The organism is Streptomyces tibetensis (genome assembly GCF_007655005.1).
In the GTDB taxonomy this organism is placed as follows: domain Bacteria; phylum Actinomycetota; class Actinomycetes; order Streptomycetales; family Streptomycetaceae; genus Streptomyces; species Streptomyces tibetensis.
Genome location: NZ_SZVW01000012.1, coordinates 214,713 through 227,536, shown reverse-complemented (window position 1 = coordinate 227,536; position 12,824 = coordinate 214,713). Strand labels below are relative to the sequence as shown.

General features: G+C 71.8%; 12 protein-coding genes. 10 read left to right on the top strand and 2 right to left on the bottom strand.

Going from position 1 to position 12,824, the window contains the following annotated elements; translation table 11 throughout:
- Nucleotides 1-63 precede the first annotated feature (63 nt).
- The 4 genes from FDO69_RS21695 to FDO69_RS21680 all read left to right on the top strand — a co-directional run bounded on the left by FDO69_RS21695 (nt 64) and on the right by FDO69_RS21680 (nt 6,552).
- On the top strand, nt 64-762 hold the full coding sequence (locus FDO69_RS21695; protein WP_104781514.1) for an SDR family oxidoreductase: 699 nt from the start codon (nt 64-66) through the stop codon (nt 760-762).
- Between the two features lie 31 nt (nt 763-793).
- The gene (locus tag FDO69_RS21690; RefSeq protein ID WP_234388024.1) at nt 794-1,801 is read left to right on the top strand and encodes a methionine synthase; all 1,008 of its coding nucleotides are present in this window, start codon (nt 794-796) and stop codon (nt 1,799-1,801) included.
- A gap of 15 nt (nt 1,802-1,816) precedes the next feature.
- Nucleotides 1,817-4,012, top strand: a complete 2,196-nt coding sequence (gene ligA / locus FDO69_RS21685) for an NAD-dependent DNA ligase LigA (protein ID WP_104781513.1) — start codon at nt 1,817-1,819, stop codon at nt 4,010-4,012.
- Nucleotides 4,013-4,272: 260 nt separating this feature from the next.
- A complete protein-coding gene (locus FDO69_RS21680; RefSeq protein WP_104781512.1) occupies nt 4,273-6,552 on the top strand; it encodes a putative bifunctional diguanylate cyclase/phosphodiesterase in 2,280 nt (759 codons plus the stop codon).
- Nucleotides 6,553-6,670: 118 nt separating this feature from the next.
- On the opposite strand, the gene FDO69_RS21675 is transcribed toward FDO69_RS21680, so the two are convergent.
- On the bottom strand, nt 6,671-7,258 hold the full coding sequence (locus tag FDO69_RS21675; protein ID WP_104781511.1) for a TetR/AcrR family transcriptional regulator: 588 nt from the start codon (nt 7,256-7,258) through the stop codon (nt 6,671-6,673).
- 120 nt (nt 7,259-7,378) lie between these two features.
- Here FDO69_RS21675 and FDO69_RS21670 point away from each other — a divergent pair, with 120 nt between their 5' ends.
- The 5 genes from FDO69_RS21670 (at nt 7,379) to gatB (ending at nt 11,417) form a co-directional block, all read left to right on the top strand.
- Nucleotides 7,379-7,750, top strand: a complete 372-nt coding sequence (locus FDO69_RS21670; protein ID WP_104781510.1) for a DUF4267 domain-containing protein — start codon at nt 7,379-7,381, stop codon at nt 7,748-7,750.
- A 104-nt stretch (nt 7,751-7,854) separates the two neighbouring features.
- A complete protein-coding gene (gene gatC, locus FDO69_RS21665) occupies nt 7,855-8,151 on the top strand; it encodes an Asp-tRNA(Asn)/Glu-tRNA(Gln) amidotransferase subunit GatC (RefSeq protein ID WP_031485327.1) in 297 nt (98 codons plus the stop codon).
- A 5-nt stretch (nt 8,152-8,156) separates the two neighbouring features.
- Nucleotides 8,157-9,650, top strand: coding sequence for an Asp-tRNA(Asn)/Glu-tRNA(Gln) amidotransferase subunit GatA (gene gatA, locus FDO69_RS21660; protein WP_104781509.1), 1,494 nt, complete (start codon nt 8,157-8,159; stop codon nt 9,648-9,650).
- On the top strand, nt 9,647-9,886 hold the full coding sequence (locus FDO69_RS21655) for a hypothetical protein (RefSeq protein WP_019329755.1): 240 nt from the start codon (nt 9,647-9,649) through the stop codon (nt 9,884-9,886). Before gatA ends, FDO69_RS21655 begins: the two co-directional genes overlap by 4 nt.
- A gap of 16 nt (nt 9,887-9,902) precedes the next feature.
- Nucleotides 9,903-11,417, top strand: a complete 1,515-nt coding sequence (gene gatB, locus FDO69_RS21650) for an Asp-tRNA(Asn)/Glu-tRNA(Gln) amidotransferase subunit GatB (protein WP_104781508.1) — start codon at nt 9,903-9,905, stop codon at nt 11,415-11,417.
- A gap of 61 nt (nt 11,418-11,478) precedes the next feature.
- Here gatB and FDO69_RS21645 read toward each other — a convergent pair whose 3' ends face one another.
- Nucleotides 11,479-12,288, bottom strand: coding sequence for an SAM-dependent methyltransferase (locus FDO69_RS21645; protein ID WP_104781507.1), 810 nt, complete (start codon nt 12,286-12,288; stop codon nt 11,479-11,481).
- 193 nt (nt 12,289-12,481) lie between these two features.
- Here FDO69_RS21645 and FDO69_RS21640 point away from each other — a divergent pair, with 193 nt between their 5' ends.
- Entirely contained in the window at nt 12,482-12,823 is a 342-nt protein-coding gene (locus tag FDO69_RS21640) for a hypothetical protein (protein ID WP_104781506.1), read from the top strand.
- The last annotated feature ends 1 nt before the right edge of the window (nt 12,824 follow it).

Genomic DNA, 12,824 nt, shown 5'->3' with positions numbered 1-12,824 from the left:
CGATGCCGATGCGAGCAGCGCGGACGGTGCCGGGGCGTCGAGTGACCCCGCCGTGATGCGAGCATGGCGGGCATGGCTACTCATGTGATCACCGGAGCCGGCTCCGGCATCGGCGCGGCCGTGGCCCGCCGCCTGCACGCGCGCGGGGACGAGCTGGTGCTGCACGCGCGCGACGCGGGCCGTGCGAAGGAGCTGGCGGCCGAGTTCCCCGGGGCGGGAACCCTGGTCGGAGACCTCGCCGACCCGGACCGGCTCTCCTGGGCCTTCTCCCACCAGTCGCTGCCGGACCGCGTGGACTCGCTGCTGCACATCGCCGGCGTCGTCGACCTCGGCCCGGTCGGCGAGCTCACCCCGAAGACCTGGCGCCACCAGCTCAACGTCAACCTGATCGCCCCCGCCGAGCTGACCCGCCACTTCCTGCCCCAACTGCGCGCCTCCCGCGGCCACGTGCTCTTCGTCAACTCCGGCGCCGGCCTCAACGCCCACGCCGACTGGTCCGCGTACGCCGCCTCCAAGCACGGCCTGAAGGCGCTCGCCGACTCCCTGCGCCACGAGGAGCACGCGGGCGGGGTCCGCGTCACCTCGGTCTACCCCGGCCGCACGGCCAGCCCCATGCAGGCCAAGGTCCACCAGCAGGAGGGCAAGGAGTACGACGCCTCGCGGTGGATCGACCCGGAGTCGGTCGCCACGACCATCGTCATGGCCCTGGACCTGCCGCGCGACGCGGAGGTCAACGACCTGACGGTGCGCCCGGGAGGCTGACCCCGGCTCAGGCGCTGCGTAGGCTTCTCCGGTGAGTGAAAACAGCCAGTTCAGGTTCGGCGCCGCCACCGGCGTGGGCTCCATGCCGGGCGGCGACGCCCGTGAGGCCGCCAAGTCCGTCACCGGCACCTTCGAGGACTTCCCCTTTCTGCCCGAACTGCCCGCCCGGGGGCCCGGCGCGGACATGATCGGACGGACCGCCGGCCTGCTCGTCGAGCTGTACGCGCGCGTGGAGCCCAGCGGCTGGCGCCTCGGGGACCGGCCGGGCCGGGACACCAAGCGGGCCCGCTCCTGGCTCGGCGAGGACCTCGACGCGCTGGAGGAGTTCACGCAGGAGTACGAGGGGCCGCTGAAGGTGCAGGCCGTCGGTCCCTGGACCCTCGCGGCCAACCTGGAGCTCCGCAACGGCGAGGCCGCCCTCTCCGACCCCGGCGCCTGCCGCGACCTCGCCGGCTCCCTCGCCGAGGGGCTGCGACTGCATCTCGACGAGGTGCGGCGGCGGATCCCGGGTGCGCAGCTCGTCCTCCAGCTCGACGAGCCGTCCCTCACCGCCGTCCTGCGCGGCCAGGTGAAGAGCGCCAGCGGCTACCGCACCCACCGGGCCGTCGACCGGCAGCTCGCCGAGCAGACGCTGCGCGACCTCGTCGGGACGCACACCGACGGCCCGGTCGTCGTCCACTCCTGCGCTCCCGACGTGCCGTTCGCGCTGCTCCGCCGGGCGGGCGCGGCCGCTGTCTCCTTCGACTTCTCGCTGCTCACCGAGCGTGACGACGAGGCGATCGGGGAGGCCGTGGAGGGCGGCACCCGGCTCTTCACCGGTGTCGTCCCGTCCGCGGAGGGCCCATTGTCAGACCCTGCCGGTAGCGTCATGGGTGTCAGGACGCTGTGGCGCAGGCTGGGGCTGTCTCCGGGGCTTCTCGAGGAGGCGGTCACGGTCACCCCGGCGTGCGGACTCGCGGGGGCCTCCCCGGGGTACGCGCGCAGGGCTCTCGCGCACTGCGCCCGGGCGGCGAGATCCCTCGCGGACAACCCAGAGTAACGGGAGGACGACACGGTGGCCGGCGACAAGCAAGCGGAGACGACGACGGTGCCCGCCGAGGCACGGGAGAAGCACGCGCGCCTCGCGGAGCAGATCGAGGAGCACCGCTTCCGCTACTACGTGAAGGACGCTCCCGTCGTCAGCGACGCGGAGTTCGACCGGCTGCTGCGGTCCCTGGAGGCGCTGGAGGAGGAGCACCCCGAGCTGCGCACGCCGGACTCGCCGACCCAGAAGGTCTCCGGGGCCTACGAGACGGAGTTCACGGCCGTCGCGCACCGCGAGCGGATGCTCTCCCTCGACAACACGTTCAACGACGAGGAGATGGCCGCCTGGACGGAGCGCATCGCCAGGGAACTGGGCGAGCAGGAGTACCACTTCCTGTGCGAGCTGAAGGTCGACGGCCTCGCCGTGAACCTCACCTACGAGCACGGCCGCCTCACCCGCGCGGCCACCCGCGGTGACGGCCGCACCGGCGAGGACATCACCCCGAACGTGCGGACGATCGCGGAGATCCCCGACCGGCTCAAGGGCGACGACGTCCCCGACCTGGTGGAGATCCGGGGCGAGGTCTACTTCCCGATGGAGAAGTTCCAGGAGCTCAACGCCCGCCTGGTCGAGGCCGGCGACAAGCCCTTCGCCAACCCGCGCAACGCCGCGGCCGGTTCACTGCGCCAGAAGGACCCGCGCGTCACCGCCACCCGGCCCCTGCACATGGTGGTCCACGGCATCGGCGCCCTGGAGGGCTTCACCGGCCTGACCCGCCTCTCCCAGGCCTACGACCTGCTGGGGACCTGGGGCCTGCCCACCTCCCGGCACAACAAGGTGGTCGACGGGCTGGAAGGCATCCGGGAGTTCATCGCCCACTTCGGCGAGAACCGCCACTCGGTCGAGCACGAGATCGACGGCGTGGTCGTCAAGCTCGACCAGATCCCCCTCCAGGGCCGCCTCGGCTCCACCTCGCGCGCCCCGCGCTGGGCGATCGCGTACAAGTACGCGCCGGAGGAGGTCAACACCAAGCTCGTCAACATCCGCGTGGGCGTGGGCCGCACCGGCCGCGTCACCCCGTACGCCCAGGTCGAGCCGGTCACGGTCGCGGGCTCCGAGGTCGAGTTCGCCACGCTGCACAACCAGGACGTGGTCAAGGCCAAGGGCGTCCTCATCGGGGACACGGTCGTGCTGCGCAAGGCCGGTGACGTCATCCCGGAGATCCTCGGCCCCGTCGCCGACCTGCGCGACGGCAGCGAGCGCGAGTTCGTGATGCCGAGCGAGTGCCCCGAGTGCGGCACGGCGCTGCGGCCCATGAAGGAGGGCGACGTCGACCTGCGCTGCCCCAACGCCCGCACCTGCCCGGCCCAGTTGCGCGAGCGCCTGTTCTACCTCGCGGGCCGCAAGGCCCTCGACATCGAGCACTTCGGCTATGTCGCCGCGGCCGCCCTCACCGCCCCGCTGGAGCCCGAGACCCCGCCCCTGGTCGACGAGGGCGACCTCTTCGACCTCACCATCGAGCAGCTGCTGCCCATCAGGGCGTACGTCCTCGACCCGGACAGCGGCCTGCCCAAGCGCGACCCGAAGACGGGCGAGGAGAAGATCGCCACGATCTTCGCGAATCAGCAGGGCGAGCCCCGCAAGAACGCGGTCGCCATGCTGGAGAACATCGCGGCGGCCAAGGAACGCCCCCTGGCCCGCGTCATCACCAGCCTGTCGATCCGTCACGTCGGGCCCGTCGCCGCCGAGGCACTGGCCCGCGAGTTCCGCTCGATCGAGCGCATCGACCAGGCCACGGAGGAGGAGCTGGCGGTCACCGAGGGCGTCGGCCCCACCATCGCCGCCTCCCTCAAGCAGTGGTTCGCCGAGGACTGGCACCGCGACATCATCCGCAAGTGGAAGGCCGCAGGCGTCCGCATGGAGGCCGAGAGCACCGGCGAGGACGAAGGGCCGCGCCCCCTCGAAGGCCTCACCGTCGTCGTCACCGGCACGCTCGAACACTTCACGCGGGACGGCGCCAAGGAGGCACTGCAGAGCCGCGGAGCGAAGGTGACCGGCTCGGTTTCGAAGAAGACGTCGTTCGTCGTGGTCGGTGACAGCCCCGGATCGAAGTACGACAAGGCGATGCAGCTGAAGGTTCCGGTCCTGACCGAGGAGGGTTTCGGCGTCCTGCTGGAGCAGGGACCGGACGCGGCCGCCGAAGTCGCCCTTTCGGCCGAGGAGTAGCGGTTGAAGGCCACCCGTTCGGCGCATACCAGATGCATACGGGTGGCCGGGGCGCATTCGGGCAACCGTCGGCGACCGCTGCCCGTGGAAGCCTTCTGCGGCCTACTGTTGAGATGTGCGCCTGCCGTGCCCAGCTGCGGTCGGGGCATCTTCGTGCTCGGGCAGAGCGCGGGGAAGGTTTTTCCGACGCGGGCCGCCCAAGGGTTGTCGGGCACCGGGCCGCGGGGCGCGGGGCACCGCCGGCTGTGAGAGGGACGGGAATGGAACCGACCGAGAGCGCCGCGACGGGCTCACGGCTGCACCTGCGCCGCATGGCGGTCGCATGGCGTGTGGTTCGTGAGGCCGTGTGGTCGGCGGGGCGTCCGGGTGCGGAGGTGCGCGCCGTCGGACAGTACACCCCGGGCGGGCGCGGCGGCGCAGGGCGCGCCGCGGACGGCCCCGGGGCACAGCCGGCCGTCGAACACACCCCCGGGCCGGCCGGCGCCGATGACGAGGACGGCGAGCGGCACCAGTCCTGGCCCGCGCTGCCCGCGGCTGTCGTCGCGGCGGCCGGCTTCGTCCTGGGCGCCGGCTTCTACCGGGCCTTCACCGGCGGCCACGCGCTCTTCCCGGCCGGCACGGCCGGCTGGTCGCTGGCCGTGCTCACCGGCATCATCGTCGGTCACCTCGTGATGCTGGGCCGCTCCCGCTGGTGGGGCGGCACCGGCTCGGGCGCCGCCCTCACCCTCGCCGTGCTGCTGCTCTACGGCTGGGTTCCGGCCGGCATGGTCAGCCTCACGGTCGTCGTGCTGGTCGGCACGGCCCGCCGCAACCGCTGGCGCCAGGGCGTGCTGCACGGCGCGGTCGACCTCCTCGGCATCGGCGCCGGCGCGCTCGTGCTGGGTGTCTTCGGAACCGTGCCGTCCGTCGAGTCCCCGGCGGAGCCCGCCACCTGGACCCTCACCACCGCGCCTCAGGTCGTCCTGGTCGCCGTCGCCTACCTGATGGTCACGCGCGTCCTGCTCTGGTACCTGCACGCCCCGCGCCCCGGCCTGCCCACCGTCGCCCGCACCGCCCTGGTCAGACAGGGCCTGGTCGCCGTCGCGCTACTGGGCATCGCGCCGCTGCTCTGCGTGGTCGCCGTGGCCAAGCCCATCCTGCTGCCGTTGTTCTCGATCCCCCTGATCGCCCTGGACTCCACCCTGTGGATAGCCCGGGCCCGGGCGGAGGAGCAGCTGCGTGACCCGCTGACCGGTCTGCCCAACCGTCAGTGGCTGCTGGAGCGCATCTGGACGGCGCTGGACGACGCGGAGCGGATCGACGCCCGAGCCGCCCTGATGCTGATCGACCTCGACCGGTTCCGGTCGGTCAACGACACGCTCGGTCATCTCGCCGGTGACCGGCTGCTGTTGCAGATCGCCGACCGGCTGCGGGTGGCGTTGCCGCGTGGGGCGGAGGCCGCCCGGCTCGGCGGGGACGAGTTCGCCGTCTTACTCCCGGTCGCCGACTCCACGACCTCCGCGACCCGGGTCGCCCGCAACCTCGTGGCCGCCCTCAGCTCTCCCCTCGACCTCGACGGCCTCACCCTCGTGCTGGAGGCCAGCGCCGGGGTCGCCGTCTTCCCCGACCACGCCCTGGACGCCGAAGGGCTGCTGCGGCGGGCGGACGTGGCGATGTACCAGGCGAAGCGGGACCGCACCGGTGTCGAGGTCTACGAGTCCAAGCGCGACTCCAACACCCCCGACCGCCTCGGCCTGCTGGGCGATCTGCGCCGCGCCCTGGACGCCCACGAGGTCCATCTGCACTACCAGCCCAAGGTCCGCTTCGACGGGCAGGTCGCGGGCCTGGAGGCGCTGGTCCGCTGGGTGCACCCCGAGCGGGGCAAGGTGCCGCCGGACGAGTTCATAGCGATCGCCGAGTCCTCGGGCCTGATGCCCCACCTCACCGAGTACGTGCTGGAGACCGCGCTCGGGCAGGTCGCGCGCTGGCGGGACCAGGGCCTGTTCGTCCCGGTCGCGGTGAACGTATCCCCGCGCGATGTGCACACCCCCGGCTTCGCCGGCTCCGTCGCCGCCCGGCTGGCCCGGCACGGCGTCCCGGCGGGAGCGCTCCAGCTGGAGATCACGGAGCACGTGCTGCTGGAGGACCCGCAGCGCGCCGCCGACACCCTCAACCAACTGACCGCGCACGGCGTGAAGATGTCGCTCGACGACTTCGGCACGGGTTACTCCTCGCTCGTGCACCTGCGCCGGCTCCCGGTCAGCGAGCTGAAGATCGACCGCTCGTTCGTGGCCCGGCTCGCGTTCGACGCCGAGGACGCGGAGATCGTGCGCTGCACGGTCGACCTCGCCCACTCCCTCGGCCTGCTCGTCGTCGCCGAGGGCGTCGAGGACGACGAGACCTGGGAGCGCCTGCGCGACCTCGGCTGCGACGCCGTCCAGGGCTGGCTGGTCGCCGCGGCGATGCCCCCGGAGGAGACCACGGCGTGGCTGCGGGCGCGGGGCCCCCGGGGCTGGCAACGGCCGCGCGCCGCGCTGCCCGCGGCGACGGCCGACGAATAGACCGTGTCCCGCTGTTGCGCTCGGCCGGCCGCGCCACTGCCGGGCGACACGGACGGCGGGCCGGTAGGGAGCACGACCGCCGCCGACCTGCCCGGCCCGGTTCCTCTCGGGCAAGTGCTCAGTTCGTGCCGGGCGGCACGAGGTGGCCGATCAGCAGCGCCAGCCGTTGTTCGTGTGCCTCCTCGGGCAGCCGTCCGCTGCGCATCAGGGTCACCAGTCCGTGCAGCCCGGCCCAGTACGTCTCCGTCAGCAACCCTGTGTCCTCGCCCTCGGCCACGATCGGCCGGACGGCCTGCAGCAGTTCGCCGAAGGCTTCCCTAAGGGCCGCCGGTGCCTCGGGGGTGGCGAACGGCAGGTCCACGGCGAGCGTGAACATCGCGTCGTAGAGCGCGGGGTGCCGCCGGGCGAAAGTGGTGTACGCCCCGCCCACCGCCGCCAGAGTCTCGCGGGCGCTCCCGGCCCCCGTGCGCGCCGCCCGCATCTCGGCGGCGAAATCCGCGCAGCCCTGCACCGCCACCGCCGCCATGATCGCGCCCTTGCCCTTGAAGTGGCTGTAGAGGACCGGCTGGCTGTACTCGATCCGGTGGGCGAGCCGACGCGTGGTCACCGCGCCCCAGCCCTCGGCCTCCGCGAGTTCCCGTGCGGCCGTCACGATCAGCCGCTCGCGTTCCGCTCGTTCGCGCTCCCGGCGCGTCTGGATCGTCATGAAAGAAATCCTAGCGGCGCTAGTGTTCTTGCTGATGCTCTGCTAGCTTCGCTCTGGTATCTAGCGTTGCTAGAAATCATCGGCTGCCCGGCCATCGCCGTGCTGGATCCAAGGAGAGACATGACCATCACCGCGTACGCCCTGGCTGTCGTGCTCGACCTGTTCTGCCTGTTCCTCGGCTACCGGTTCCTGTGCCGGCCCGCCGCCGCGGCCGCCGGGTACGGCGTCCGGGCCGACCCCGGTGGCGACGCCGGCGCCTACCTGTCCGTCAAGGGCCTGCGGGACGGCACGCTCGGGCTGGTCGGTCTGGCGCTGCTCGCCTTCGCGGGGGCCCGGGCCGAGGCCTGGTTCATGCTCGCCGTGGCCCTCGTGCCGCTGGGCGACACGCTGATCGTGCTGCGCCACGGCGGGACGAAGGCGGTGGCCTTCGGGATCCACTTCGCCACCGCGGTCGTCGTCCTGATCAGTGCCGGACTGCTCTTCGCGGTCTGAGGGGGCCCCGAGAGCCTCCGGGGCGGCAAACCGTTTCACGGGAACGGCTCCACGCCCCATAGGATTGGGCCACACCACATTCACTCACCCCAGAGGATCGCTGCATGCCTGGCATCACGCGCGAGGAGGTCGCCCACCTCGCCCGGCTGGCGCGTCTGGAGCTGAAGCCCGAAGAGCTCGAGCACTTCGCGGGACAGCTGGACGACATCATCGGCGCGGTCGCCCGCGTCAGTGAGGTCGCCGACCAAGACGTACCGCCGACCTCGCACCCGCTCCCGCTGACGAACGTCATGCGTGTGGACGAGGTCCGTCCGTCGCTCACCCCCGAGCAGGCGCTCTCCGGCGCCCCGGCCCAGGAGCAGCAGCGTTTCAAGGTGCCGCAGATCCTGGGGGAGGACTAACAGCCATGACGGACATCATCAAGCTCACGGCCGCCGAGACCGCCGCGAAGATCGCCTCCGGCGAGCTCACCGCGGTGCAGGTCACCAAGGCCCACCTCGCCCGCATCGAGGCCGTCGACGAGAAGGTGCACGCCTTCCTGCACGTCGACCGCGAGGGCGCCCTGGCCCAGGCCCGCGCCGTCGACGACAAGCGCGAGCGCGGCGAGAAGCTCGGCCCGCTGGCCGGCGTCCCCCTCGCGCTGAAGGACATCTTCACCACCGAGGGCGTGCCCACGACGGTCGGCTCGAAGATCCTCGAGGGCTGGATCCCGCCGTACGACGCGACCGTCACCCAGCGCCTGAAGGCCGCCGACGTCGTCATCCTCGGCAAGACCAACATGGACGAGTTCGCCATGGGGTCCTCCACCGAGAACAGCGCCTACGGCCCGACCGGCAACCCCTGGGACCTGACCAAGATCCCCGGCGGCTCCGGTGGCGGTTCGTCCGCCGCGCTGGCCTCCTTCCAGGCGCCGCTCGCGATCGGCACCGACACCGGCGGCTCCATCCGCCAGCCGGCCGCCGTCACCGGCACGGTCGGTGTGAAGCCGACGTACGGGGCGGTCTCCCGCTACGGCATGGTCGCCTTCTCCTCCTCCCTCGACCAGGGCGGCCCCTGCGCCCGCACGGTCCTGGACGCGGCCCTGCTGCACGAGGTCATCGCCGGGCACGACCCGCTCGACTCGACCTCCATCGACGAGCCTGTCCCGGCGGTCGTCGACGCCGCCCGCAACGGCAGCGTCGAGGGCATGCGCGTCGGCGTCGTCAAGCAGTTCCGCGGCGAGGGCTACCAGGCCGGTGTCATCCAGCGGTTCGACGAGTCGGTCGCGCTGCTCAAGGAGCTGGGCGCCGAGATCGTCGAGCTGGACTGCCCGTCCTTCGACCTGGCGCTGTCGGCGTACTACCTGATCGCGCCCTCGGAGTGCTCCTCCAACCTCGCCCGCTTCGACGGCCTGCGCTACGGCCTGCGGACCGGTGACGACGGCACGAACTCCGCGGAGGCGGTCACCTCGCTCACCCGCGAGGCCGGCTTCGGCCCCGAGGTCAAGCGCCGCATCATGCTCGGCACGTACGCGCTGAGCTCCGGCTACTACGACGCCTACTACGGCAGCGCCCAGAAGGTCCGCACGCTCATCAAGCAGGACTTCGACAAGGCGTTCGAGCAGGTCGACGTGATCGTCTCCCCGACGACCCCGACCACCGCCTTCCCGATCGGCGAGCGCGCCGACGACCCGATGGCGATGTACCTCGCCGACCTGTGCACCATCCCGACCAACCTGGCGGGCAACGCGGCCATGTCGCTGCCGTGCGGTCTCGCCCCGGAGGACAACCTCCCGGTCGGCCTGCAGATCATCGCCCCCGTCATGAAGGACGACCGCCTGTACAAGGTGGGTGCCGCCGTCGAGGCCGCCTTCGTGGAAAAGTGGGGCCACCCGCTGATCGAGGAGGCTCCGTCGCTGTGAGCGCACTGTCCAAGGCCAAGGGCTTCAAGAAGTCCAAGTCCGGTCTGTACGTGTCGATGGCCACGTCGGCGTTCGGCGCCGTCGGCGTCTACAAGCAGATCAAGAAGGCCCGCGGAGACAACGACACGCTGCGGCTGCTCGACGCCGTCGTCACCGGCGCCGCGGTCGTCACCAACCTGGCCATTCTCTACCGCGAGCTGAAGCGGCTGGGCGACGACGACGTCCTGCTGGGCTGAGAGGGAAGTACTCACCGTGACCACCACGACCGACCTGGTGTCGTACGAGGACGCACTCGCGTCGTACGACCCCGTCATGGGCCTTGAGGTCCATGTCGAACTCGGCACCAAGACCAAGATGTTCTGCGGCTGTTCGACCGCCCTCGGACAGGACGCCAACACGCAGACCTGCCCGGTCTGCCTCGGCCTGCCCGGCGCGCTCCCGGTCGTCAACGCGACCGGCGTCGAGTCCGCGATCAAGATCGGCCTCGCGCTCAACTGCGAGATCGCCGAGTGGTGCCGCTTCGCCCGGAAGAACTACTTCTATCCGGACATGCCGAAGAACTTCCAGACCTCCCAGTACGACGAGCCGATCGCCTTCAACGGCTACCTCGACGTGCAGCTGGAGGACGGCGAGACCTTCCGTGTGGAGATCGAGCGCGCCCACATGGAGGAGGACACCGGCAAGTCGACGCACGTCGGCGGTGCCACCGGCCGCATCCACGGCGCCTCGCACTCGCTGCTGGACTACAACCGCGCCGGCATCCCGCTCATCGAGATCGTCACCAAGCCGATCGAGGGCGCGGGCGAGCGTGCCCCCGAGGTCGCGCGGGCCTACGTCCGTGAGCTGCGCGAGCTCATCAAGGCGCTCGGCGTCTCCGAGGCCCGGATGGAGATGGGCCAGATGCGCTGCGACGTGAACCTGTCGCTGCGCCCACACGGCCGGGAGAAGTTCGGCACGCGTTCCGAGACGAAGAACGTCAACTCGCTCCGGTCCGTGGAGCGCGCGGCCCGCTTCGAGATCCAGCGGCACGCGGCCGTGCTGTCCTCCGGCGGCACGATCATCCAGGAGACCCGGCACTTCCACGAGGACACGGGGTCGACGACCTCGGGCCGTGTGAAGGAGGAGGCCGAGGACTACCGGTACTTCCCGGAGCCCGACCTCGTCCCGGTCGCCCCGTCCCGCGAGTGGGTCGAGGAGATCCGGGCCGGGCTGCCCGAGCTGCCGCTGGTCCGCCGCAACCGGCTCCGCGAGGAGTGGGGCGTCACGGCCACCGACATGCAGGCGATCCTCAACGCCGGTGCGCTGGAGCCGATCGTCGCCACGATCGAGGCCGGGGCCGACGCAGCCTCCGCCCGCAAGTGGTGGATGGGCGAGCTGGCCCGCAGCGCCAACGAGTCGGGCAAGGCGCTCGACGAGCTGGCGATCACGCCGGCGCAGGTCGCCCGGGTCACCGAGCTCGTCGCGAAGGGCGACCTGAACGACAAGCTGGCCCGGCAGGTCATCGAGGGCGTCCTCGCGGGCGAGGGCACCCCGGACGAGGTCGTCGACCAGCGCGGTCTGAAGGTGGTCTCCGACGAGGGCGCCCTGACCACCGCCGTCGAGGAGGCCATCGCCGGCAACCCGGGCGTCGCGGACAAGATCCGTGGCGGCAAGGTGGCCGCGGCCGGCGCCCTGGTCGGCGCGGTCATGAAGGCCACGCGCGGCCAGGCCGACGCGGCCCGGGTGAAGGAACTGATCCTCCAGAAGCTGGGCGTCAGCGAGGGCTGAGCACCACACGTGTGAACCCCAGGGGGGATGCATCGAGTCCGGTGCATCCCCCCTCAGGCGTCTACAAGCGGCGGCCGACGACCCGGGTGAAGCCCAGGACGTGCTCCACGTCGGCGTGCATCAGCTCGACCGACCAGCGGGCCATGTCGGCCATGAACTCGCTGGTGCTCTCCTCGGCGCACACCTCGCTCCACAGCAGCCAGTCGCGCCACCCGTCGTCGAGCCAGTCGGCCGTCTCGACCTCGACGGCCCCGCTGCGGGCCCACAGCCGCCGCCACCAGGCGGGGGAGTGGAACGCCCAGAAGCCGGGATCCTTCTCCCAGTACTTCTTCAGGTGCGCCGGCGGCTCGTCGCCCTCCGGCTCCTCCCGCAGCGCCGGCATCACGACTCCGATCCGCCCGCCCGGCTTCAGCAGCCGGGTCAGAGTGGGCAGGTAGAGGTCGTTCGTGCCGAAGTACTGGTACGCGTCGATGCTCACGATCGCGTCGAAGGTGCCCTCGCCGAACGGCAGGTCGTGCGCCTCGGCGAACACGGGCAGGACGCGGTCGGCGACGCCCGCCTCGGCGATGCGCCCGGCGTTCTCGTCGGGCTTGATCCACAGATCGGCGGCGACGACCTGGGCGCCGTACTCCCTGGCGAGGAAGATCGACGTCATGGCGCGGCCGCAGCCCAGGTCGAGCACGCGGGAGCCGGGGCTCAGGGTGTCGAGCCCCAGGGCGGGGGCCAGCCACTCCAGCAGCCACAGCGCGTGCGGGCCCATCTGGTTGTCGATGGTCCAGCGGGCGTCGTAGCCGTTGCTGCGGGGGTAGCCGGGGTGGCTCACACGATCAGCGAGGGGGTCGTTCGAGGGCCGGGAAGTGATGTCCGACATCGGTGAACGGGCTCCTTGAGTCCTTGAGGAAGAAAAGGGATGCGGAGGAGCTCGGTCGGACCGTCAAACAATGCACCTGCTTCGGCCGGGCGGCGAGAGGCCGCGGGCGTTTCCTCGGGACCGACGGACGCTAACAGGCGGCCCGGCGGCCCCGCACCCGGTTTTCCCCACACGGCGCGCTACCGTCTCGGCCATGAGTGGACGTCCTGATTCCGAGACCGATCCGGAGACAGCGGACTCGGAGGCGGACGCCGGGCGGGACGGGACCGACGACCCGGCAGAGACCGAGGCGGACGCGCGCCGGGCCCGCTGGACGGCGACGGGCACCGGCGCCGCGCTGACCCTGGCCGGTCTCGCCGCGGCGCTGCTCCGCCTCATCCGCTCCGCTCCGGCACTCGTCCCGGCCGCCTACGCCGGCGGGGCCGCCGTATGCGCTGCCGCCGCCGTGCTGGGCTCCCGCGGCCGCACCCGGCGCGCCCTGTGGCTGCTGATCGCGGGCGTGATGGTGATGGCGCTGGGGGATCAGTTCGACTGAG